Below are 22,405 nucleotides of genomic sequence, written 5' to 3'. Positions count from 1 at the left end.
AGCCTCAACGAGGTGATCGCGCTTCTGGTGCGCCAGAGCCGCACCCTCGAAGGCGAGATTGCCTCGATGATCGATGACGATCCGCTCTGGGCCTGCCTCAACCAGGCCTTTCGCTCGATCAAGGGCGTGGCCAACCGTACCGTTGCCCGGCTGATGGCCGAATTGCCTGAGATCGGCCGGATCTCCAACAAGGCGATCGCCAAGCTGGCCGGCCTTGCGCCGATTGCCAACGACAGCGGCAAACGCAGCGGACATCGGCCGGTGCGCGGCGGGCGCTCCGGACCACGCGCCATTCTGTTCCTGGTTGGCGCCATCGCAGCCCGACACAATCCGCATCTGGCGGCATTCCAGCAAAGGTTGCAAAGCCAGGGCAAACCGAAAATGGTCATCCGCATCGCGCTCGCCCGAAAACTCCTGGTCATTCTCAATGCAAAAGCACGAGATGCGCGAAGAGAATTCGAACATGCAACTTGACAGCCCAGATAGTCGCTCATCCGACCCTTCGGGCACCTTCTCCCCGCTGGGGAGAAGGTGCCCGCAGGGCGGATGAGGGGGCAACGCGGCACACCATCAAGCAAATTCACCTAGCCCGTCACGCCCACGGCAACTACTCTGAACCGGAGTTCCCCCGTATGTCGCTCTTGACCATCATTCAGAACGTCTGCGCGGAAATCGACCTCGATCCGCCGACGGCCGTCATGTCCTCGGCGGATCCGCAGATCATGCAGCTGCGCATCCTCTCCACCCGCGCCGGCCGCGACCTGGTGCGCGAGCATGACTGGTCGGCGCTGATGGTGCGGCGGCAGTTCGTGGCGACCGGTGCAAATCCGGAGCCGGCCGAGCCGCCCGATGACTGGAACCGCTTTGCCGCCAATGCCAAGATCTGGAATGCCTCGCGCCTCTGGCAGCTCAACGGCCCTGTCGAGCCGCAGACCTGGCAGCGCCAGACGATCCTCAACTCCAACCCGGTGCCGCAGATTTGGCGCATGGCTGGCGGCAAGCTCGACATCTACCCGAACGCCTCAGGCGAGACGATCGAATATGCCTATATCTCCGGCTTCTGGGTGGCGGTGAATGGCGGTGCGACCTCTGGGGCGAATTGGGCGAACGATACCGATACGGCCCGTTTCCCCGAAGACCTTCTCGAACTCTCGCTGATCTGGCGCTGGAAGCGGGCCAAGGGCCTCGATTATGGCGAGGAGATCGCCAGTTTCGAGCGATCCAAGGAAGCCGCCATCGGCGCCGATCGGGCTGCAAGCCCCGTCGACCTCTCGCTGCCGGCGAGGGGACAGGCGCCCGAGAATTATTGGCCCGGCACGATCACGGTTTCAAATCCATGACCCGCAAACCTGTTCCCCCAAACGGGCGCACCCGCCGCGTTTCGCCAGGCAAAGACTGGATCGCGCCGATCGGCGGCTGGCGAACCGATGTCGAAATGGCGGATATGCCTGAAGATGCGGCGTTTCAGCTCGACAACTTCTTTCCCGAGGCAAACCGCGTCCGCGCCCGCTACGGTTTCCTCGCCTTTTCCACCGGCCTTGGCGCCGATGCGCAGACGGTCATCCCCTATTCGGGCGTCAGCAACAGGCTGTTTGCCGCTGCCGGCGACAAAATCTTCGACGTGACGGTGGGGGGTGCTGCCGGTGCGCCCGTCGTCTCGGGCATGGCCAGCGCCCATTGGTCGGTGCAGCAATATACCAACCCGGCCGGCCAGGAATTCCTGCGCCTCGTCAATGGCCTGGATACACCGCTGCTCTTCAACGGCAGCTCCTGGACCAACAATTTTCTCACCGGCACGGCAACGCTCGCCACCCAGAACGTTGCCGTCCGCAACACGGCCTATACGCTGAGCTTCTTCGGCAACGGCTCGGTCACGCTCTCCGGCGCCTTCTCCGGCACGTTGAACGGCACCGGCGTCAACAATCGGGTGTCGCTCACCTTCACGCCGGCGGCCGGCACGCTTGTCGTCACCGTGACGGGAACGGTGACCAATGCGCAGCTGGAAAAAGGCGCGGTCGCCACACCTTACGTTGCCTCGACGATGATCACCGGCATACCGGACGCTTCGCTGCTGATCGCGGTCACCGCCTATCGCTCGCGCCTGTGGTTCATCGAGAAGAATTCGACCAATGTCTGGTATCTCGCCACCGACGCCGTCAGCGGCGCAGCCACGGTGCTGCCGGTCGGCGGCAACATGAAATATGGCGGCACGCTGGTTGCGATCAACGTCTGGACGATTCCGGTTTCGACAGGCCTGCAGCAGTGCCTGGTGCTGATCTCCTCGGAAGGCGAGGTGATCGTCTTCCAGGGCTCCGATCCTTCGAGTGTTTCGAACTGGGGCCTGATCGGCACCTTCAAGCTCGGCCGGCCGCTCGGCAGCGATCGATGCCTGCTTTCGGTCGGCGCCGATCTGGCGATCATGACCACCGATGGCATCGTGCCGATCACCAAGGCGGTGCAGCTCGACCGCGGCGCCACCAGCCTCGGAGCGATCACTGCCAGGATCGGCCCGACATGGCGCGAGACCGTTGCGGCGATCGGCACGACTTCGCAGGAGTGGCAGCTTTCGAGCTTCCCGGCCAGGCAGATGGCGATCGTCAACCTGCCGTCCTCCTTCGGCCCCTATCAATATGTGATGAACACCGAAACCGGCGCCTGGTGCCGCTTCGTCGGCATGCCGGCCTCCTGCTGGGCGACCTGGCAGGACCGGCTGTTCTTCGGCGCCGGCGACGGCACGGTCTATGAGGCCGAGGTCGGCGCCAACGACAATGGCGTGGCGATCGACGCGCTGATGGTCGGCGCCTGGAGCCGATATGGCGACGGGCTCTCGACCAAGCTCTCGAAGCTGATCGGGGTGACGGCGCAGATCGGCGTTTCCTCGCTGATGTATGGTGGGATCTCGGTCGACTATCAGACCAAGATACCGACGGCGCTGCTGTCCTCGGTCGAAAACAATGCGGCGGCGAAATGGGGAACGGCGGTCTGGGGTGTGTCGAAATTCCCCGGCGTTTCGCTGGTGCGCAAATTCGCCTCCGCCGGCGGCGCCGGTTCGGCCTTGGCGCCGACGATCCGTGCGCTGATTTCGGGCTCCTCCGGCTCCGTCTCCGAGGCGGCCGTCGTCGGCGGCTCGGTGCTTTATGAAAAAGGCGCGCCGATTTGATCGTCTCCGAACCGCGCCAGGATATCGCCGCCTGGGTCGGCGGCCGGATCGGCGTCAGCTTCCACCCGCCTTACACCACGCTTGCCCATATCGACCGCGGCCGGATCATCGCCGGTTTCGTCTTCAACGTCTGGACCGCGCATGACGTCGAGGTCTCGCTGGCCGCCGATCGGCTGACGCGGACGCTGATGCGATCGGTGTTTGGCTATGTCGTGCATCAGCTCGGCTGCCGCCGCGCAACCGCCAGGACACGGGCCGACAATTTCGACGCCCAGACGATGCTCGAAAGACTCGGCGCACGGCTGGAAGGCCGCCAGCAAGCCTATTTCGGCGACTGCGACGCGCTGCTCTACGCAATCATCAAGGAGGATTTTCCCTATGGTCTCCACGCCGAAGGCCCCGAAGGCGCCTGATCCGACACAGACCGCAGCGGCACAGACGGCAACCAACGTCGACACCGCCATTGCCAATGCCGGCCTGAGCCACACCAACCAGTACACGCCGGATGGTTCGCTGGAATACAAGGTCAGCGGCTACCAGACGATGAAAGACCAGACCGGCAAGAGCTACCAACTGCCGACCTATTCGGCCTATCAGACCTATTCGCCTGAAAACCAGGCGATCTACGACCAGACGCAGCAGACCCAGCTCGGCCTCGCCAGGCTCGCCAACGACCAGACCGGCAAGATCTCCGGTGTGCTCGGCACCAATGTCGATCTGAGCGCCGGCAATGTCGACAAATATGTCAACGATCACTGGCAGTCCGGCTTCAACAACCAGTGGGATCGCGATCAGGCAAGCCTCGACCAGAGCCTTGCCGACAAGGGCATCTCGATGGGGTCGGCGGCCTATGACAACGCGCTGCGCGATTTTTCGACGCGCAAGCAGGCCGCCTCCGACCAGTATCTCGGCGACATGTATTCGAATGCCCAGAACTCCATCCTGACCGAGCGAAACCAGCCGCTGAACGAGATTTCGGCGCTGATGTCGGGATCGCAGGTCCACCAGCCGAGCTATGTCAACACGCCGACGACGCAGCTGCCGAATGTCGACCAGGCCGGCCTGATCAATGAAGGCTTCAACCAGCAGATGGGCCTCTACGACCGCCAGGTCGCCCAATCGAACGCGGCGATGGGCGGCCTCTTCGGCCTTGGTGGCTCACTGCTCGGCGGCTGGGCGAAATCCGACCGTCGGCTCAAGGAAAACATCAAACGCGTCGGCACGCTGGATAACGGCCTGCCGGTCTACGCCTTCAAATACAAGGACGGCGGCCCGACCCAGCTCGGCCTGATGTCCGACGATGTGCGCAAGACCCATCCGGACGCCGTGTTCGAACACGCCGACGGTTTCGACCGTGTCTTCTACGAAAGGGCAGTGGCATGATGGATTTCCTCTTCGGCGGCGATACCGGCAAGACACAGGGCGACATCGACGACAAGCGAAAGCAACTGGCCTACGCCATGCTGCAGCAGGGCATGGATATGAGCCCGGTGCAATCGCCGTGGGAAGGGGTCGCGCGGCTTGCCGAAGGCGGGCTCGGCGGCTGGGCGGTTCGCCAGCAACGGCAGGCGCAGCAGGCAGGCGCCGGTCAAGGTGCCGTCGCTCCGACAGGCCAGCCTTCCACACCAGCGCCGGCCTCTCCCGGCTTCCTGTCGCTGTTCTTCGGTGGCGGGCCGACGCGCCGGACTGACGGCTGAACTAGGACATCAGCGGGATAACGGCGTGCTGATCGGTCCCTACCGATACAGGGACGGCGGTCCGATCCGGATCGGCCTCGTGTTCAATAATGTGTGAAAAATCCATCCAGACAGACGGTTTCGACCGCGTCTTCTACGAAAGGGCAGTGGACCAATGTCACTAGCGTCATTCATTTTCGGCGGCGATACCGGCAAGACACAGGGCGACATCAGCGACCGGCGCAAGCAGCTGGCTGATGCCATGCTGCAGCAGGGCATGGATTCGGGCCCCGTACAATCCCCCTGGCAAGGGGCCGCGCGTCTTGTCCAGGCTCTCCTGGGCGGGCTGGCGATCCGCCAGCAGGAGCAGCAGGCAAGCGGTGAGGGCAGCGCGGCGCCGGCCGGCGATCCGGGCGACTATCCCTTCGCGCCGCTGCCCGACAACGGGCCCGTTCCGCCGGAAAGACCCAGTCTCGACCCGCTGATGACGACTGATGATCGCGGCGAACAGCCCATGGCCCCGGCCGCCCAGCCCGGCGCCGGTCTCTTCGCGCCGCTGCCCGACAACGGGCCTATTCCGACGCCGAAGCCCTATCGCGACCCGATGGTCACGACGGACTATCGCCGGGCGGCCGACCAGCCTGGCGACGATCCATTCGCACCGCCTGCCAACCCTCCCATTCCGACGCCGCGGCCTTATCGCGACCCGATGGTTACGACCGAATATCGCCGCGAGCAGCCGATGGCGGCCGATCAACCAGGCGACGATGCCTTCGCTCCGTTGCCTGACAACGGACCCGTTCCCTCGCCGAGACCCGGATATCGCGACCCGCAGATGACGACGGACGAACACAGCCAACAGCCCGCGGCGCCAGCTCCTGGCGCCGCCGCCGCCGGATCCGCAAACGACGGGGCAGAGCTTCAAACGGTTCTATCCGATCCCGTTCGTCGCGGCGAGTTGCCGCCCGGCATGCGCAACAACAATCCCACCAATCTCAAATACGCCGGCCAACATAGGCCGGGGATCATCGGCCCTTCCGAGAACACCGACCAGGGCGATCCGCAAGTTGTCTATGCCACGCCGGAAGCTGGCATGGAGCACAATGTCTGGCAGATCATGAAGAAGTATCGAGAGGGCATGCTGACGCCGAATCAAATCATCGCTGGAACAAAGGGCTGGACGCCTAACTCTTTCACGGCGGCTGCCAACATCGCGCAAATGATGGGCATTGGCCCTGCCGATGATCTCCGCCTGAACGACCCGGCAATGGCAAAGAAGTTTGTTCGCGCCCTCATCACGCAGGAGCAGGGAACATCGGGCGCTCTTTATCCGGACAGCATGATTGAAGCGGCGATCGCGGCACAGTCCAAGGGCGTTGCGCATGCCGTGCCTTCTCAGCCGGCCAAGGGGCCTGTCCCCGCGCCGAGGCCGGAATATCCCGATCCGCAGTTGACGACGGACGAGCGCCGCCAGCAGCCCGCGACGGCGCCCCAACTGCCCGGCGACGATCCCTTCGTTCCAACGGGCAAAGTGCCCGTTCCCACACCGAAACCCGGCCGCCACGATCGGCAGGCGGTAAGGGGCACTCCCAGCCAGCAACCCGTCGACGCCGATGTCTTCGACGGCTTCATGGGCACGATCAAGAACGGCTATAAGCAGCGAGATGGGTCGATCATCAAGGTGACCAACCCTTATGGTCTTGCGGCTATCGCCTCGACGGGCCAGTCCGAAAGCCAGTTCTCGGCCAAGAGAGCCAATAGTTCTTGGTCCGACCCAAGCAAGAGCGGAAAGCCCGGCAGATCAGGCGCCATTATGTCGTGGCGTAACACCCGACTGCAGGCACTTTACGACTTCGCCGCCGCCAAGGGCGAAAAGCCGGGTGCGATCAGCCCGCAGACACAGGCCGAGTTCTTCCTGCAGGAGGACCCTCGCCTGATCGCCAGGCTGAACCGCGCAAGATCGGTGGAAGAGGCGCAAAGCCTGATGAACAGAGCCTGGCAATTTGCCGGTTACGATAAGCCGGGGAATAAGGAGGTCGCGGACCGGCTCGCGATAGCCAGGAGCTTCGCGCCGCAGTATCAGACCGAGGGCACCGCCGATCCCTTCGCTCCGCGGGTTAACCCGCCCATTCCGACCCCGAGGCCGGGCTCGCGCGATCCGCGGGAGACAATCAACCAAGGTCGCCGACCGGCGGCGGCCGCGCTCGTGCGTGCGCTCCTTGCTCGGCAGCAAAATGGCCTCTGGTAGGCCAATTCAAGCTTCCGAGGGCCGCAAGGTGCGAAGATTCGCTTGGATCGCGATCGATCTCTTCACCGCAACCGATACTACTCGATTCCAGGCCTCGCAGTTCGCGGGGCTTTTTTCCTTTGGAGAAGGTCAATGCCCAGAAACCCATCAACCGGCGTCTATTCCAAACCCGCCGGCACCACACCCTCCGTCGGCCAGGTCATCGACCCGGCGCCATGGAACGCACTGACCACCGACCTCGGCAACGAAATCACCAATTCACTGCCGCGCGATGGATCGGCGCCGATGATCGCACCGCTCAAGGCTGCAGGCGGAACCGTGTCCGCGCCGGGCGTCGGCTTCGCCTCGACCCCGCAGACCGGCCTCTATCTGAAGGGCGGCGGCCTGCTCGGCTTTGCCCAGAACGGCGTCGACGTCGCATTCGATCAGGACCTGGTCTATGCGGCCAAGTCAGGCGATTACACCGCGCTCGCATCCGACGACAACGCCGTCCATCGCTTTACCGCCGCAGCGACGCTCACCCTGACCGCAGCGGCAACGCTCGGCGCAAACTGGCACTATTGCGTCATCGCCGATGGCGGGGATGTGACGATTGACCCGAACGCTTCGGAGACGATCGACGGGGCGGCAACGCTTGTCGTTCCGAACGGGTATTCCAACTTCATCGTCTGCAGTGGGACAGCGTTCTTCACGGATAAGCTGATTGCCAAGATCCAGGCTAAATCGGAGATCAACAACGTCGTCGGGTGTGAGACCGTCTATGTATCCAGCACTTCTATTCAGATAAAAACCGGCGAGGTGTTCTTCAATTCCAAGAACGTCGTCTATGCTTCCGCGCTGACAAAATCCCTGTCCACCACCTTCACGGCCGGCAATAGCGGCGGGTTCCTTGACACTGGCGTCATGCAGGCGAGCAAAACGTATTTTGTTCACTCTGTGCGCAACCTGACAACAGGCGTCGGTGATTGGGTTGCAAGTCTGCAATCTGTCCCGGCGCTCGTTTCAACGGTAAATCTTACAGGTTTAGAAGTTGTTGGGCGCGTAAACGTCGTATTGACCACGTCTGGCAATGTAATTCGCCAGTATTCTCAAGATGGCAATGAATATAAAATTACTGCCGCCGTACAGGAATACAGCGGTTCCGGCATCGGATTCAACGATATACAGCCAATTGGCACTCCAGCAGGGATTTCCACCGAAATTTATTGGATGCTTGCGGTTAATTCTGCGGCAAATTCATCCGGCGAGCTTGGCGCGGGGGCTGATGCTGTCACATCTCCTGTTGCAGTCTTCAATGTCAACGCGGGCAACACGGCACAAGCGGGCCGCGTATCTGCTCGCAGCCGATCGCGATCAACGGGGATTGTAACCTTTTACGCCATCACGACGGTTGGGAGCGTATCGTACACATTGCGATCAAATGGCTTTAACGACTATACCGTACCGCGCCTGAATGGAGCTTGATCATGACTTTGGTTTACGTGATGCGCGACGAAAATGGCGCAATCAAAGGCGTGTTCGCCGGCAGACAGGAAATCGCACACGAGGCGATCGATGAGCTAGCCGAAGAGGTGCAGGCATTCCTTCACCCGAAAGCTTCGGTCTCTATTGTTTCCGCACGACAGTTCAAGCTCAACCTCCTTGCGTCTGGGTTGATCGACGCCGTTGACGTGTGGGTGGCTCAACAGCCCCGAGACGTTCAGATCGCGTATGAGTATTCCGGGATCTTCGTCAAGGAAAGTCCGATGATGTTGGCCGGGTTCGCTGCCATGGGATTTTCCGGTTCGCAGATCGATGCGTTCTTCGAGGCGGCGTCGAAAATATGACGGCGGGGCAGCTAAAACATGTTGGCAACCAACACCCATTCTATCTAATGATGCGTCATCATTAAGAGGGCTTGAACTTGAGGCGCATACATCCCCTGATCATCATTCGAAATTTCATCCGAGACTTCGCTGAGAACAGAGCCATCAGAAAAAGATATAGGTCATGGCTTCGGGCATCTACAGCAGCAAAATCAGGTTACCAAGCGGAGGTTCTGACACGTTTTAGAGCCAAACGGTCCCAAGCCATAGTCGGTCATGAAGAAGATTATGTTCGGCCGGTGGCGGAGTTGATCGAGATCATGTCGGATGGTTCCGGTGCGTTCGTGGATTTCGGTGGGTCTGCCGGCGAATCGTGTTCCGTTCTGCATCGGAAGTTCCCGGCAATGTCATTCGTCGTAATCGAAACGCCAGCAATGGTGAAGGCTGCGGCAAAGCTTCGGCCATTGATCGCATTCTCAAGCGAATTGCCGGATCATATCGATATTTTCTATAGCAGTGGCACATTCCAATATCTGGAAGACCCGTATGCGCTTTGGAAGCGCGGTCTCTCCAAGACGACCGGTTATGCCTTCCTGGCGCGGAACACCTTTTCTGAGACGGAACAGTTCAGGGTTCAGCATTCGATGCTGTTCAACAACGGCGCCGGCCCGATCCCAGAAGGTTTCAAAGATGTTGTCGTCCGATACCCGCACAGGACCATTTCAGAGCGGCGTCTGATCGATATCGCATCTGGAGCAGGCTTCGAGCTGGTAAATCGCATTGCAGATAGAAATGGCGGCTTCATCCAAGGCGCCAAAGGCATGTACGGCGCCGATCTGCTGTTTAAGAGACGGTAGACCACCACCGTGAAAATTCAATAACAGGGCGCTCTTCGGGGCGCCCTTTTCTTTTCCGAAAAATGGAGGAAGCTTAGGGGCTCAGGTCATCGACCTCGGCAACCATCGGCGGCATCACCACGACGCTGCTCTCCGGCTATACCATCGTCAAATGCATCGGCGTGGTGCTGACGGATGCAAGCTCGATCAAGGAGGCTGTCAACTCCGCTATCTCTACGACTTCGGCATTCCTTGCACTGACAGTGCCAAATGCAGTGAAGGTCAAGGCGAAGCTGCGGTCTGGATTCACGTCGAGCGCGACGACCAATTCTGTACTGATCCACGATCCGTCGCAGGGGATTCTTGTTGCGGGCATCTCTGGCGATGACGGCAATGTAGGCGCCGTCCAGGTTGCAAGCGGCTTTGTCGTGGGGAGCCAAGATGTTTGGACGAACACGGGCAGGCAAGTTAGGCAGGTCGTTGGCGCTGGCGGCAATATCTGGGTGTGGACCGATGGTTTCTATTTCCCGTGTGGGAGGAATGCATAATGCCGTTTGTTTCACGATCGAGCGATGGTGAAATAGACGGCATGCCCCGAGCTTCTGGCGGGGATATGCACGCACGAACACTGGCAATAATCGATGCCGTCAGCTAATGACCTCAGAACCCGGAGGAAATCATGGCAGCCGATAAAGCATCGTACCGGAATCGCGGAGGAATTCTTCAGCGCCTCGTTACCGCCTACAAGCGATTTCGCTACTTCAGCCGCGCCGGCTCGAACCTGGTTGTCAAGCGCAGCGCCGAATTCCGGATGGTGAAGCACGCGGTTCTTGAGGTCGGGAGCAATGTCACGATCCAGGATCAATCATTCTTCCAGCTTACGATGCCAGACCCAAAGGTTTTCATCGGGGACAACACGGTGATCGGCCGGCGCAACATCATCACAGCGAAGAACCTCATAAGGATCGGTAGCGACGTTTTGATCGGTTCAGATGTACAGATCATCGATCATAGCCACGGCATCATGCGTGATACGCCGATCAGGCTTCAGAAAGCGCAAATTGGCACGGTGGAAATTGGCGATGATGTGTGGATCGGGGTAGGAGCCAGGATCCTAATGAACGTCAAAATCGGCAATGGCGCGGTGATTGGCGCGAACGCCGTCGTCATAAATGATATCCCCGAATATGCGATTGCTGTTGGCTCTCCCGCGAAGGTCGTCAAATTTCGAGAATAGCGTCAGATCGGATCGTGATTGATCTGCAGTAAGGCGCCCAAATACGGCTTCCGTTCGAAAAGCGTTTTTTCGCTGTTCAGCTGCGGTGTTTGCAATCCTGCCTGTGCCTTCCAGCTAGCTTGAATTCCGTCGGCGGCGGCGCACGTTCTCTCACGAAGAATGAGACGTCCCGGCGACCATCCGCCTCCCCAGACGGCGGGAAAGTTCATGGGCAGGTTTTTCCACGAAAAAGAAGAACGGGACGACGAGCAGAAGCGAACCGGCGCAGACAATGACCGGGCTGGTGATGCCAAGCCGCTCTATCGCCGCCGCTGCGATGACATGGACCAAATAGATGGAGAAGCAAGCTTCGCCGACTTTTTCCATAATCCAAGAGGCGTTGCCACGCTCAGCGTTCGCAGCCTCGGAAAGTATCCATCCGCAGGCAAGAACACCGAAAGGGATCATCGTCAGATAGAACCCGACAGGCGTGTTGATCGTCGCCCAATAGAGAATAGAGGCGGTGATCGCGGTCGCCGCTCTCCATATCCAGATGTTCCCGAAATACAGTCCCCTCCGGTGGATCTGGGCGATGTAACAACCCATGAACCAGGCTGGCAGAGAGACCACCCAATTCAGTGACGGGCCGTAGATCTGCGCGTTGCCAGATTCATTAGAGCCTAAACCGATGACGATGGCGTAGGAGACGACGACCGAGACGACGATCATCGCCGGCCAGCCGAATTTCCGTGAAATGGGAAGGAACAGCGGGTAGAGCGAATAGTAAATGACCTCGCAAACCACGGACCACAAGATGTAGCCGTCGACCGGGTTGTAAGCACGAAGTCCGACCCACTGCGCCAGAACCAGAGCTACAGCGGTCGGAATCATGATCCTGAGGTAACGCCTCTTTAGAAAAGCCACCGCCGACATTTCGGCCGTTCGGAATGGAAAGTGAATACAGAACCCCGAGATGACAAAGAAGACTATGACGGCGGGGTGGCCGGTGAAGATGTAACGCGAAATGCCAGGCATCGACGGCCCAAGCAAATGCGCAAACACAACAGACAGGGCGGCAACTGCTCTGACGGTATTCAGGCCTTCGATTCTATTTGAAAGTGGAAATGATCTCATTCCGCTAACGTAACCGTTAAGCGAAAACTTTAGCAAGAGACAACTATTAGTGTACCTCGCGGTACCTATATTGTGTTGCTGCGCCGGGAAGTCAGCCCTACGCGGCTCTCTGCCCGGGAGCCGGTCGCCCCACGACACCCACACAATCCCGGAGCCCACCCCATGCTCGTCCCTAACCGGCGCGCGGTGCTGAGGCGCGCCTGGTCGGTCCGTCTGATGGCGCTTTCCTGACGAAGCTGTTCAAAAGGGATCCGAAAGGAAAAACCCGACGGGATGCTTCGGGTCTTCATGGGGGATTTGTCTCAGCGAATTGGAAGTCACTCCCAAGGGGTGTCCGGTTCCTGACTACGGCAGAGGAAATAGCGGCACTTTCAATCCCGGCAGGATTGCGTTATTCCGCCGAGAGACGGAGGGATTGGACTTGGATGCTCCTGCACATCAAGAGTTAGACATACAGGCGCGCGGTCGCATACGCGGCTTAGATGGACTTAGAGCAATATCGCTACTTCTGGTGCTGATGGCTCATTGGTCACCGCTTCCCTTTCTCAACAACGTCGCCGAATGGGGGCGAGGCGGGCTCTTAATATTCTTCGTGATCAGCGGATTTCTGATCACAAGAATCCTCGTCGACTTAGCCGGCCGAAGGCGTGAGGCTGAGGGGTTCCAGCTTCTCCAGGGCTTCTACGGCCGCCGGTTCTTCCGCATTCAGCCCGTCTATTATCTGGCTCTCGCATTTGTCATTTGCATAGGACTGAATGACGCTGTGCGGGAGGATGTGATTTATCACGTCTTCTTCGTGCAGAATCTCTCAAATGTATTGATTCGAAACGACATCGGAACTTATGGGCCGGCCGCCCCCTGGTGGTCGCTTGCGGTTGAAGAGCAGTTCTATGTTTTCTGGGCACCAATCGTCATCTTTCTCCGACCGAATGCCTGGAAGCTTACGCTATTGGGGGCATTTGCCCTTGCGATCGGCTGGCGCGCTTTTGCCTGGTATGCCGATCTTGGGCAAGCGAATGTTCTCGTCACACTCGGAAATTTGGATTCATTGGCTGCTGGCGCAGCGGTCGCCATCATCACGTCGACAGGCCGGATTACGCCTGCAGTGTCGCGCTGTTTCTCCGCTATGATGGCGGCTGGCATCGCGGCGCTCTGCCTGCTGTCATTGACAGAGATGAGCGAAGGTATCCTCGCGTTTCGGAGTAGTTTTGTCGGTAAAGTACTTGCCGACGTGCCGGTTTATATGATTGCCTCATCGCTGATATTTTTCTTGGCTGTCGGCAAGGCGACGACCGCAGCGAAGGTGATGGAAACCCCGGTTCTAGTGTTCATAGGCAAGCGTAGCTATGGTGCCTATGTCTATCATCAGGTCGTGAACTACACGTTCTTTTTCTTCGTGACACCCCATTGGCTGGAGCCAAGTTTCGGCGTGAAGCCTGAATTGCATGGTCCCGGTGAGTTCTTGGTTTTCACCTCAATAACACTGCTGCTCGCGGCCCTGTCCTACAAATACATCGAGCAGCCGATATTCAGGCTTCGTGATCGGATCTATCCGACTATTCGATAGCGTTCGTTGAACGTGTCGCCTTACTGAGTAACCAAAACACATCGCCCGTCTCCTGCGAGACGGCTGCTTTGCCACACCCCAAAATCCGGAGCCTCCCATGCTCGTCCATAACTGGCGCGAGGTGCTGAAGCGTGCCTGGTCGGTGCGGCTGATGGCGCTGGCGCTGCTCTTCATCGTGCTTGAGCCCGTCATCAATTTCGTCGCCGCAACCTGGGTGTCGCGCAACCTCTACATCCAGCTCGCCATGTCGGCGGCAACGGGGCTTTTCGCCGTGGCGGCGATCGTTGCCCGGATCTTCGTCCAGCAGAAAATCTCAGGAGAATTGAATGGCAAACCGCCTGCAGAAGGGTAGTGCCGCCGCGGCCATGGCTGTGGCGCTTGTCGGCTCGTTCGAGGGATTGCGCCAGAATGCCTATCCCGATCCGGCCACACAGGGACAGCCGTGGACGATCTGCTATGGCAGCACCAATGGCGTGAAGCCTGGCGATCACAAGACGGTGGAGCAATGCAAGGCGCTCTTGGCGCTGGAGCTCAAGACCTATGCGCGCGGCGTCGAAAGCTGCGTGCGCGTGCCGCTGCCGGATGCCCGCTTCGTGGCGCTGACCTCGTTTGCCTATAATGTCGGCGTGAGGGCGGCCTGCGGCTCGAGCGCGGTCAGGCTCATTAACCAGGGCAGGACGGCCGAGGGCTGCGAGGCGCTTTTGAAGTGGAACCGCGCCGCCGGCATCACCTTTCCCGGCCTGACGCGGCGCCGGCAGAAAGAGCGCCAATTCTGCCTGGAGGGCATCTGATGTTCTCCCTGCTCGACACGCTCAAGATGGGCGCCGGCATCGCCGCCGGCCTGGTGCTCTATCACCTCTATGCCGTTTCGATCGGCTATCCCTCGGCGGCCCGTGAGGCGCGGGCCGGCTATGTCCTGCTGGCCGAAAAGAGCGCCGCCGATGCGAGAGCGGCCGAGATGGAGCGGCAGCGCAATGCGGCGGCCGAGGTCACCGAAGAGCACCGCAAGCGCCTTATGGCCGCAGAGGCATCCGAGCAGGTGGCCAAAGACACACTCGAAATCGAGATCCAATCCTATGAGCTTCAGCTTTCGGAAAAGAACCGCGCTTGCGCTGTCACTGCTGCTGATCGTCAGTGGCTGCTCCGCCACGGTGCGGCTGAACAAGGCGGCGGTGATGAAGGGGCAGGCGGCGGCCGGCATCGCGCTGCCGCCCTTGCCCGATGATCTCCTGAGGCAGGAGGCGCATGCGCCTGTTGTGGAAGGCGAGCCTGTCATCGCCATCCTCGCCCGCGAGCGCCAGGCGCTCGACCGCGCCAATGCCCGCCAGGGCCGCACCATTCGCTTCTATGACGACCTCACCAGCAGATTTGGAACACGCCGATGATGAATGCCATTTCGCTTGCCCTTGTTAATCCGATGCTGAGTGGCGGGGGCGGGGGCGGAGATCCCGATCGCTATATGTTCTTCGCGTCGCGCAATCGCATGCCGTCGGGCACGATCGTCACCGCCGCATCAGGCACGAATTACGTGTGCAGCAAGATCGTCGTCAACACGCCGCAATATAAGACCAGAACCTTCCGCTTCCACTTGTCCGGCTTCGCCTCGACGGAAGGCGGCAACGCGCCGCAGGAGACGGTTGTCACCGGCACGATCGGCACGCCAGGCAATTCTGTGGTCGCCGATGCGATGTTCATCCGGGTCGCCGGTGTCTTTTACCAATGCACCTTCGCCGGTCTGAACACGCTGACGGTTGCCGACCAGACGAACGGCGCCTGGACCGATGAGCTGACGATTCCCGATGTCGACCCGGAAAGCGAAATCGAAATCTGGCTATTCTATCATACCGCCGTCGGCGACAAGATCTGGCCCGTCTACCGCATCCAGAAGCATCGCGGCGAGCGCGTCTGGGGCGCCGGCGATCTCGCCACCCTCTTGGCCTTCAAGGACACCCCGCTTGCCGACAGCACGGCGGCACTCGATACCAATTACGCCACGCAGACGCAGCCGCAATATTACGGCCCCGACTTCATGGTCGCCAAGGGCGATTGGGACGGAAGGCCGGTCGCGCTTGCTATCGTCGACAGCCTGGGTGAGGCGCGCCAGCAGTTTTCCGCGGCTGCCGACGCGCGCGGCAATCTCGGCTGGTTTCGCCGCTGGCTCGACAGGAACGGCGGCATCGGCCGCATTCCCTTTCTGATGATCGGCATGCCGGGATCCGGCTCCGTGCGTGAGCTAACCGGCAGCGGTGCGGCGATCGCGACCCGGCGCTGGGCCATTCTCGATGAGATCGCCACCTTCAACAGCGGCAAGAAGCCGTTCACCGTCATCGCCAACCAGATGGGCCAGAACGACACGGCCGCCACCTACGCCGTCTTCTTCACCACCAACTACAGAAGCCTGATCACAAGGCTTCGGGCGCGCTATCCCGGCGTCAGGATCGTCGCCTTCCCGCCGCTCGGCCGCACCGTTTCCACCCGTACGGTGACCTTGACGTCGGTCGGCACAGTCGTAACCGCAACGATCGCATCCGGCATCAGTGGCCTGGCGACCGGGCAGACGGTTTCGATCTCCGGCGCTGCGCAGACGGAGTACAACGGCAATGTGGGGATCACGGTCACCGGGCCGACCACCTTCACCTATAATTTCGCCGGATCGGCGACGTCGCCGGCAACGGGCTCCATCAGCGCCAACGACCTCTATGCGAGAGCGGAGTATCAAAACGTCTCGGCCAACAACAGCTGGCCGGCGGACGGCACGGATGCCTCCGGCAAATGGCGCCTTCGCAACGACATTCTCGCCAAGACGAGCGGCTGCTGCGACGATGCGATCGACACCTATGCGGCATGGGTTTCCAGCGTCCGGGATGGCGTCTGGCCTGGTATGCTGGAGCTGCCGAGCACCACGGTGACGGTGCAGGCGGGAACGGACGGTGTCGCGAACTACACGACGATCGAGGTTGCGGATGCAAGCATTTTCGGGCCGGAACAAGAGATCAACACCTATGCCGGACCGGATGGCATTGCCCGCCTGTCGACGACCTCGATCGGCAGCATCTCCGGCAACACGATCACGATCTCGATCCCGCGCGCCACGGTGCTGCCGGTCGGCTCCATTGTCCGCCCGAGCGTCACGCCGGATGGCGTTCATCCCTATGGCGCCGTAATCGACCGTATCGCCGGCGGCATTCCCCAATCCGAAAAGCTGAAATTTTATCCCTAAGGCGTAGCGAGCGGTTACAGAGATGACATCCAATGACGATATTCTCCGCGCTCTCGGGCGCGTCGAGGGAAGGCTGACCGGCATCGAGGAAAACGTGGCACTTCTGCGCAATGAGGTCAGCGATGAAAAGGCCAATGCCCACGATAGCCGCGCCGTGATCCATACGCGGCTCGACAACCAGGCAAGGCAGATCGCAAATCTCGATACCAGGGTGGCGATCAGCGGCGGTGTCGACGCGCAGATCCGCGAGGAGATCAAGAGCCTCAAGGGGACCGTCGAGAAGAACCAGGAGGCGGTGGCGCCGGCGCTGGAAGAATGGAAACGGATGAAATCGATCGGGTACGGGATATCGGGGCTGATCGCCTTTGCCGGGCTGACGATCGGGGGGATGATTGCCTATGCCAGCGACGGCGCGGTGGCAGCGTTAAGGCATTGGTTGAAGATCAGTTGAGCAATTGCTCACGTATTCCGTGCTGCTGTCATTTTGTTGCCGACAACGGAGCAAGTAAAACAAATTTTAGACTTTGCTAACGAACAAATCTGTTCCGTGGTGGTTTTCCTCTCAGGAGGAAACAGTCATGAAGAGCATGAACCATCGCCAAGTTCGCATTCCCGGTCCGCGGGAGCATGATGTCGCCGAGCATTGCCGCAAGTTCGGTATCGGTCCGGCGGAGGAGAAGAAGCTGAAGAAGCTTCTCGGATCCCGCGCGCCGCTGCACGAGATCCAGGCCAACGCTCCGCCGCGGCAGCCGCGGTGGCGCTAGCGACGCTTCAACGACCTGTCACCCTTTCACGCCGCATTACGACGATGATTCAAAGAGTGAGAGAACGGAGCAACGAGCCCCAGAGGCGAGGGAGAAAAATCCCGCTAGCGGGCTTCCCAGGTCGCCGATAACGCTGCCGACCCACTCCGACTCGCTCAAAACCCCGCTCAGGCGGGGTTTTTGCTGGCTTGTGATGAAAGTTCTCTGTCTTCCCCGGGGTCGAAGCATACAAGTCTAACGATTGGAACATGACGGGAACAATTGTGACTTGTTCCTCCAGCGGATGTTCCGGCACGCGGGCCTATTTGCGGTGCCGTTCCCTGCGGAACTTCCGACAAAGACTGGCGTTGTGGCCGACGGACCGCGTAGCAGGTCTCGTCTCCTGTACCAACTGCTACCCCTGCAGTCGCTGCGCGGTCCACTCACCCATCTTATATGGCGGAAGCGCTCTGCTTCCTGGCGATGAACGGCAACGATCTCGGCCCGTCAACCGCTCGTGCAGACAAGGCGCGAGCCTTGCAAGCGGATCAATGCTGCAGCTGGCGCGACAGCATGAGGATGTAGTCGTCGGCGATATCGGCGACCACCATGGCGGCTTCTGCCGGCTGATATCCCTTGCAGACCGCGTCACTGACGATTTTCATCACCGCCGATTCAAGCGCCTCCCGGCAGTCGGACAGACTTTCGACATGCGGGGATTTTGCACGAAATTCTAAGACGTTATTCATTGCATACCCTCCATTTGATGTTGCCCGGCCCCTATGCGTGGAAGCTGCCTCTTCGCTAAGAGGCAGGCCACGGTTCCGGCGAACTGCTTCAGGAATAAGAAACGTTACCCTGAGGATACGATGGCACAGGGCCTGACGTATTCAAGCGTATGCTGATATTAAGGTAAGCCAGTAGGGTTAATTCGTCCGCTGATGTTGCATCGTGGCCTCGCAAGCAGATGCGGGGAGCTGTTAGAGTTCCACGCCGGCAAGTCCTATCCTGCTTCAGGCGCTGATGCGGCGGCCGGCCTTATCAGCCTCTTTGCGATTGGCGCCGTATTTTTCGATGATGTCTTTGGCATCCTCGTTGGAAATACGGTGTTTCTTCGCGAAGTAGATGACGTCGTAGGGTCCGTCGGTCGCGGCCGCGTTTTTCGTTTTGTCATTGGTCATGATTTTTCCTTTCATGGAAATGTAGAGCCGAGTGGCGCGTCACGTCAGGACGCGCCAGCTGCATCGTCTCATCAGGATTTGAGAGCCGGCATCACGTCAACGTCAGCCGGATGGGCTTCGTTCCGGATTATCGATGAGACCGGGCTGTCGTATGTTTTTCCCAGATCTGGGTTGCCTGAGCTGCGGTGCCGGTCTTGTGGAAGCGCAGCAGGTGAAGCCCTTCCGCCCGTCGTTTTTCGTCGAAGGCGCTGTTTTCGTAGTCGGAGCCTTCGACGATGCTCTCGCTTTGAAGAACGGCCTTCAGTTCCTGTACGAAGTGTCCGGTGATGTTGAAAAGAGTTTCGTTCTCGGGTGCCTGGTTCATGGTTTTCCCTATCGGTGGTCGCGTGCCATTAAACGCGATGCTGGCTCAGCAACCGCGTTGGTAAAAAGCATCAAGCAATCCGCGCCCCTATGGGAAGGCTGGTATCGGACAGCGCTTAGCCGTGTCTGTCTGGAGTTCCATATATGGTGCAGCAACGCCGCCCTGCGAATCGAGGGGGCACGGCAGGTCTGAAGGCCGCACCTTAAACCACTTGCCTCCCAGATACCATATCAATCGAAATGCCGAAGAATATGGAGGGAGCAGGACGGTCTTCGCTTTCCGAGTTTAAGGCAAGCGATCCGGGTTCCCACCAAAACGGTTGCTTTTGCAGAAGGGACCAGGCGTGGATGCGCTCGTCATGCCGGGCCGGCGTATCGGTCAGCTCATCAGAGGTACCCTGAACAAGCACGCTCTTCCACGTTCGGTTTTCGCTGAATTCTTCAACCTGAACACAGGCGGGTGAATTGGCCCGCAATAGATCAACCTTCAGGCCCGGCATGGAAAATATAAAAAGCCGGTCCTTTTCATACGCATAATGAATGGGAACGATATAGGGATATTTGTCGCCCAGACATGCCAGGTGCCCACGGGTGTGGCTTGCCAGAAAGGCGAGGCAATCTTGTTCACCCATTTCTCGCAATTGCATTTGCGTTGTCCAGTTCCGTCGTCAGCGTTACAGACCCTCGTTTGACAAGCACAGCGAGGCGCGTCTTGGCCGTGGTCCACGGTGTTCCAGCGCCTACCAGAACACATCCTTGAAGACGACATAGACGATAAAAGCCACGCTGATCGCCGGCGTCAATTTCACCAGAAAGTCGATATAGCGGAACTTGCCGACATGCTGGACCAGGCTTTTCCACGAATGGATGTTTGCCGTGGCTGACATGATGCCCTCCTTTGGGGCCGGGGAACTCTAACGACCACTGAAGCAGTGCTCGTTCACAAACTGCCACTACACCAAATATGGGTGCCAAACGTCTGCGCGACAAGGCGTGGCCAATTCCCGGTCAGGCAGAGAGATCACGCCGCTGCGCACAATCGCCAAGCGCGGCGCGAGCGCGCCGCGAGGACGGGGCGCGCCCATAGAGGATTGTGCTTTTACCTCAACCATCGCTTCGATCAGTTTCAGGCGATCGAGTTTTTGCCGCTGATCGTCGTAGAGCCTGCCCAACAGCTCGTAGGCTAATCCCGAGGGGCTGCCTTTGACCAGTAGTCTCCCGATCACCATTTCCTGATGGGCAATGCGGCGCGCGGCCTTCACGATATGACAACGTGCAAGCTTGAGGTCTTTCGGCCGGTATCGTGTCGAAACCATATTCTTAGCTCCCCCGCATTTCCGTGATTCCTGAGAAAAACGGAAATACTCTAGCGAAAATCTTCGGCCTTGAGCGTGAAGTTGTTTCCGCGTCGATGCTGATAAGCTCTCGATGCGGCCTCCTGAATGGAAGAACGGGCGGCATCGAAGGCATTAAGGTATGCGGCCTCGGACGAACTCTGCGTGATAGTACTGCCGAGTGCGCCTTCTTCGACCAGAAACCGGACCTCGAACATGCCGTCATAGCCGGTGAAACGCACGCCTTTTCGCACTTCGTCGAAGCTCCGGCTTCTATTTGGAAAGATAAGTGCCATGGCGGTCGATCCTTGGAGGTGGGCGCGGGCCGTTGACTCGGAGCCGGCGATGAACTGGATGCACGTAGAGAACGAGGCGCTTGATGCCAAAGCCTGTCGGCATGCCCGACCGCCGACCAATGTTAATGGATAGTCTGCACGATGACCCTGTTCTCAAGCAAGGCCTCAGATGTCTTGATCAAGCGCACGGTGCTCGCGATAACCTCGTCGGAATAAACAGGGTCCGCACGGGAAATTTCATCCGTCATATCGCGGAGAACGCTGTTTATCTCAAGCAGAGACGGCACAAGGTCGAGCAATCCATCAGCCGCCAGCCCGTAAGCCAGGCGGCCGATCGCCTCACTGAGGTGATCTAAAAGCGCTCGCCTTTCGGAAACCGCCAATGCCGACGGCCTTGTGAGGGTCGCTTCACCGTTGAACTGCATGATGCGTATCCTCCCCCCTCTAAAATGGGTTTTGCGACGGCATTATCAATGGCTGCCGGCGAATGAGGTTGCGGCCAGGTGGCAAAGAGCGCAAGCTGAGCGATCGGCGGGCACGATAAGGGCACCGTCGCTTGGGGCGCGCACGTGAACCCTAGCCCCAATGAAGGAGGACACAATGTCTTCCCCATCTGATCCGTTTTTCGATGTCACCAATTTGAGAATGCTGGAGCGCATTCTTCGAAAGGCCGGTTTCCGTGGCGGCGAAACTTACGCGATCGATATCAGCGAGATCAGCGCGACGAGTTTCCTCATTCATTGTTTCCAAATAGGCATCGTCGATGAGGCCGCGCTGAGATCGGCTTTGAGAATGTATCTTGCAACCCAGTTGAGTTCGAACCCGCGTCCTCAGGCGATCGAAGACGCGTCTTTTGCAAGATGGCAGGATGACGGCGGCGCTCCGGAGAAGGCCTATCGGATTGGCCGGTATACGGCGCCCCGGCGTGCCAACGCATCGCGACGGCCGGTCGGTTATCGCTTTCCAAAAACCAGGCTGCCTGAACGATGATCGGTGAAGGCCGCCGAACGCGACAGGGCAGAATTATCGCTTCTAAATCGCCGCATCGAACCTGATTCATGTTCGTAGTTAGGCGTGTCGTTTTTCCTGAACGGCTACACGCGTCTGAACGGCATGCATCGCGATCTGATGTGACACGACGAAAAAGGATGAAAACATGTCCCGGAACCGCGCCGATCAAAAGGACGACGCCGGGAAACGCGCGATCATCGCTTCGGCGCAGAAGAGCGCAACGTCAAGCCCGACTGCCGACGATCTGATCACACAGGCTCGTCACGCCCGCTCACCGTCGGCCGAGCACGGGATCGATAGGGGTGCTAACCAAGCCTATGGTGTGGCGCGGACACACAAAGGTCCGTTCGACAACGCCACGGCATTCAGCGCGCCCACCTACGAGCATGATCTCCCGACGAGGCAGCAATTGGAGGCCGCCCAACGCAGCCAATCCGATGCGATAAATCAGCAGGAGGCAAACCGTCAAAGAGGCAACCACGGCAGTCAGACAAAGAGGGCGAAGCGGAAATCTCCCTGAGCAGACGTAGGGCGAGAGCGACCGCATTCTGCAGGTACGCATCCATGTCTTCGCCGACCAAGCCGAACACGGTTCGAACGCCACCACGCCGGTCG

Annotated in this window: 29 protein-coding genes and 2 pseudogenes; 22 read left to right on the top strand and 9 right to left on the bottom strand. The window is 59.6% G+C overall.

Translation table 11 applies throughout. The annotated features are described in order from the left end of the window. The 12 genes and pseudogenes from HJB82_RS09305 to HJB82_RS09250 form a co-directional block, all read left to right on the top strand. Window positions 1–474: transposase (locus tag HJB82_RS09305; RefSeq protein WP_221139865.1), on the top strand; the 474-nt coding region annotated here is incomplete at its 5' end. 158 nt (window positions 475–632) lie between these two features. Continuing rightward, window positions 633–1,340, top strand: a complete 708-nt coding sequence (locus HJB82_RS09300) for a hypothetical protein (protein ID WP_221139864.1) — start codon at window positions 633–635, stop codon at window positions 1,338–1,340. Further along, window positions 1,337–3,160 carry a hypothetical protein gene (locus HJB82_RS09295; protein WP_221139863.1) on the top strand — a complete coding sequence of 608 codons (1,824 nt, stop codon included), beginning with the start codon at window positions 1,337–1,339 and terminating at the stop codon, window positions 3,158–3,160. The genes HJB82_RS09300 and HJB82_RS09295 overlap by 4 nt, the downstream gene beginning before the upstream one ends. After that, the gene (locus HJB82_RS09290) at window positions 3,157–3,573 is read left to right on the top strand and encodes a GNAT family N-acetyltransferase (RefSeq protein WP_207583377.1); all 417 of its coding nucleotides are present in this window, start codon (window positions 3,157–3,159) and stop codon (window positions 3,571–3,573) included. The genes HJB82_RS09295 and HJB82_RS09290 overlap by 4 nt, the downstream gene beginning before the upstream one ends. Continuing rightward, entirely contained in the window at window positions 3,539–4,543 is a 1,005-nt protein-coding gene (locus tag HJB82_RS09285) for a tail fiber domain-containing protein (RefSeq protein ID WP_221139862.1), read from the top strand. The genes HJB82_RS09290 and HJB82_RS09285 overlap by 35 nt, the downstream gene beginning before the upstream one ends. Further along, on the top strand, window positions 4,540–4,857 hold the full coding sequence (locus HJB82_RS09280) for a hypothetical protein (RefSeq protein ID WP_405049111.1): 318 nt from the start codon (window positions 4,540–4,542) through the stop codon (window positions 4,855–4,857). The genes HJB82_RS09285 and HJB82_RS09280 overlap by 4 nt, the downstream gene beginning before the upstream one ends. A 154-nt stretch (window positions 4,858–5,011) precedes the next feature. Further along, a complete protein-coding gene (locus tag HJB82_RS31540; protein WP_259673927.1) occupies window positions 5,012–7,084 on the top strand; it encodes a hypothetical protein in 2,073 nt (690 codons plus the stop codon). A 132-nt stretch (window positions 7,085–7,216) separates the two neighbouring features. Beyond that, the gene (locus tag HJB82_RS09265) at window positions 7,217–8,548 is read left to right on the top strand and encodes a hypothetical protein (RefSeq protein ID WP_221139861.1); all 1,332 of its coding nucleotides are present in this window, start codon (window positions 7,217–7,219) and stop codon (window positions 8,546–8,548) included. Window positions 8,549–8,550: 2 nt separating this feature from the next. Beyond that, on the top strand, window positions 8,551–8,910 hold the full coding sequence (locus HJB82_RS09260; RefSeq protein ID WP_221139860.1) for a hypothetical protein: 360 nt from the start codon (window positions 8,551–8,553) through the stop codon (window positions 8,908–8,910). Between the two features lie 287 nt (window positions 8,911–9,197). Beyond that, window positions 9,198–9,746, top strand: coding sequence for a hypothetical protein (locus HJB82_RS09255; RefSeq protein WP_259669658.1), 549 nt, complete (start codon window positions 9,198–9,200; stop codon window positions 9,744–9,746). A gap of 89 nt (window positions 9,747–9,835) precedes the next feature. Continuing rightward, a pseudogene (locus tag HJB82_RS31535) lies at window positions 9,836–10,273 on the top strand (hypothetical protein); the annotation flags it as partial. Between the two features lie 131 nt (window positions 10,274–10,404). Continuing rightward, window positions 10,405–10,962: an acyltransferase gene (locus HJB82_RS09250; RefSeq protein ID WP_221139858.1), complete on the top strand. Its 558-nt coding sequence runs from the start codon at window positions 10,405–10,407 to the stop codon at window positions 10,960–10,962. A gap of 150 nt (window positions 10,963–11,112) precedes the next feature. On the opposite strand, the gene HJB82_RS09245 is transcribed toward HJB82_RS09250, so the two are convergent. After that, window positions 11,113–12,075, bottom strand: a complete 963-nt coding sequence (locus tag HJB82_RS09245) for an acyltransferase (protein ID WP_221139857.1) — start codon at window positions 12,073–12,075, stop codon at window positions 11,113–11,115. 421 nt (window positions 12,076–12,496) lie between these two features. Between HJB82_RS09245 and HJB82_RS09240 the strand changes: the two genes are divergently transcribed. The 8 genes and pseudogenes from HJB82_RS09240 (at window position 12,497) to HJB82_RS09205 (ending at window position 17,626) form a co-directional block, all read left to right on the top strand. Further along, window positions 12,497–13,642, top strand: coding sequence for an acyltransferase (locus HJB82_RS09240; RefSeq protein ID WP_221139856.1), 1,146 nt, complete (start codon window positions 12,497–12,499; stop codon window positions 13,640–13,642). A gap of 97 nt (window positions 13,643–13,739) precedes the next feature. Next, entirely contained in the window at window positions 13,740–13,994 is a 255-nt protein-coding gene (locus tag HJB82_RS09235) for a hypothetical protein (protein WP_221139855.1), read from the top strand. Then, window positions 13,969–14,433: a lysozyme gene (locus tag HJB82_RS09230; protein WP_221139854.1), complete on the top strand. Its 465-nt coding sequence runs from the start codon at window positions 13,969–13,971 to the stop codon at window positions 14,431–14,433. The genes HJB82_RS09235 and HJB82_RS09230 overlap by 26 nt, the downstream gene beginning before the upstream one ends. Further along, window positions 14,433–14,792: pseudogene (locus HJB82_RS09225) on the top strand (hypothetical protein); the annotation flags it as partial. The gene HJB82_RS09230 and the pseudogene HJB82_RS09225, both read left to right, overlap by 1 nt. Before the next feature lie 22 nt (window positions 14,793–14,814). Beyond that, window positions 14,815–15,027: a hypothetical protein gene (locus tag HJB82_RS09220; protein WP_221132172.1), complete on the top strand. Its 213-nt coding sequence runs from the start codon at window positions 14,815–14,817 to the stop codon at window positions 15,025–15,027. Then, window positions 15,024–16,862: an SGNH/GDSL hydrolase family protein gene (locus HJB82_RS09215; protein ID WP_221139853.1), complete on the top strand. Its 1,839-nt coding sequence runs from the start codon at window positions 15,024–15,026 to the stop codon at window positions 16,860–16,862. Before HJB82_RS09220 ends, HJB82_RS09215 begins: the two co-directional genes overlap by 4 nt. Before the next feature lie 22 nt (window positions 16,863–16,884). After that, window positions 16,885–17,313 (top strand): DUF1515 domain-containing protein, encoded by a 429-nt coding sequence (locus HJB82_RS09210; protein WP_221117032.1) that lies wholly within the window; start codon window positions 16,885–16,887, stop codon window positions 17,311–17,313. A 127-nt stretch (window positions 17,314–17,440) separates the two neighbouring features. Continuing rightward, window positions 17,441–17,626: a hypothetical protein gene (locus tag HJB82_RS09205; RefSeq protein ID WP_207583389.1), complete on the top strand. Its 186-nt coding sequence runs from the start codon at window positions 17,441–17,443 to the stop codon at window positions 17,624–17,626. 527 nt (window positions 17,627–18,153) lie between these two features. Here the strand turns inward: HJB82_RS09205 and HJB82_RS09200 are convergent. From HJB82_RS09200 to HJB82_RS09165, 8 genes are all read right to left on the bottom strand, one after another. Then, window positions 18,154–18,354 carry a hypothetical protein gene (locus HJB82_RS09200; RefSeq protein ID WP_207583390.1) on the bottom strand — a complete coding sequence of 67 codons (201 nt, stop codon included), beginning with the start codon at window positions 18,352–18,354 and terminating at the stop codon, window positions 18,154–18,156. Window positions 18,355–18,618: 264 nt separating this feature from the next. Next, entirely contained in the window at window positions 18,619–18,786 is a 168-nt protein-coding gene (locus HJB82_RS09195; protein ID WP_003587904.1) for a hypothetical protein, read from the bottom strand. Window positions 18,787–18,913: 127 nt separating this feature from the next. Further along, window positions 18,914–19,150: a hypothetical protein gene (locus HJB82_RS09190; protein ID WP_207583391.1), complete on the bottom strand. Its 237-nt coding sequence runs from the start codon at window positions 19,148–19,150 to the stop codon at window positions 18,914–18,916. A gap of 202 nt (window positions 19,151–19,352) precedes the next feature. Then, entirely contained in the window at window positions 19,353–19,796 is a 444-nt protein-coding gene (locus HJB82_RS09185) for a pyridoxamine 5'-phosphate oxidase family protein (protein WP_207583392.1), read from the bottom strand. 93 nt (window positions 19,797–19,889) lie between these two features. Next, window positions 19,890–20,036: a hypothetical protein gene (locus tag HJB82_RS09180; protein ID WP_221139852.1), complete on the bottom strand. Its 147-nt coding sequence runs from the start codon at window positions 20,034–20,036 to the stop codon at window positions 19,890–19,892. A 66-nt stretch (window positions 20,037–20,102) separates the two neighbouring features. Then, a complete protein-coding gene (locus HJB82_RS09175) occupies window positions 20,103–20,465 on the bottom strand; it encodes a hypothetical protein (RefSeq protein WP_221139851.1) in 363 nt (120 codons plus the stop codon). 50 nt (window positions 20,466–20,515) lie between these two features. Next, on the bottom strand, window positions 20,516–20,779 hold the full coding sequence (locus HJB82_RS09170) for a DUF1488 domain-containing protein (RefSeq protein ID WP_164010733.1): 264 nt from the start codon (window positions 20,777–20,779) through the stop codon (window positions 20,516–20,518). 122 nt (window positions 20,780–20,901) lie between these two features. Next, complete coding sequence (locus HJB82_RS09165; RefSeq protein ID WP_221132168.1) at window positions 20,902–21,204, bottom strand: hypothetical protein; 303 nt, start codon at window positions 21,202–21,204, stop codon at window positions 20,902–20,904. Between the two features lie 175 nt (window positions 21,205–21,379). On the opposite strand from HJB82_RS09165, the gene HJB82_RS09160 reads away from it, so the two are divergent. Together HJB82_RS09160 and HJB82_RS09155 are read left to right on the top strand one after the other, a co-directional pair. Further along, window positions 21,380–21,769 carry a hypothetical protein gene (locus tag HJB82_RS09160; protein ID WP_207583396.1) on the top strand — a complete coding sequence of 130 codons (390 nt, stop codon included), beginning with the start codon at window positions 21,380–21,382 and terminating at the stop codon, window positions 21,767–21,769. A 166-nt stretch (window positions 21,770–21,935) separates the two neighbouring features. Continuing rightward, the gene (locus tag HJB82_RS09155; RefSeq protein ID WP_207583397.1) at window positions 21,936–22,310 is read left to right on the top strand and encodes a hypothetical protein; all 375 of its coding nucleotides are present in this window, start codon (window positions 21,936–21,938) and stop codon (window positions 22,308–22,310) included. Window positions 22,311–22,405 lie beyond the last annotated feature (95 nt).

Origin of the sequence: Rhizobium sp. NZLR10 (genome assembly GCF_019685125.1) — a bacterium.
In the GTDB taxonomy this organism is placed as follows: Bacteria; Pseudomonadota; Alphaproteobacteria; order Rhizobiales; family Rhizobiaceae; genus Rhizobium.
Note: the sequence above shows the minus strand (reverse complement) of the source record. Positions and strands in the feature narration are given on the sequence as shown.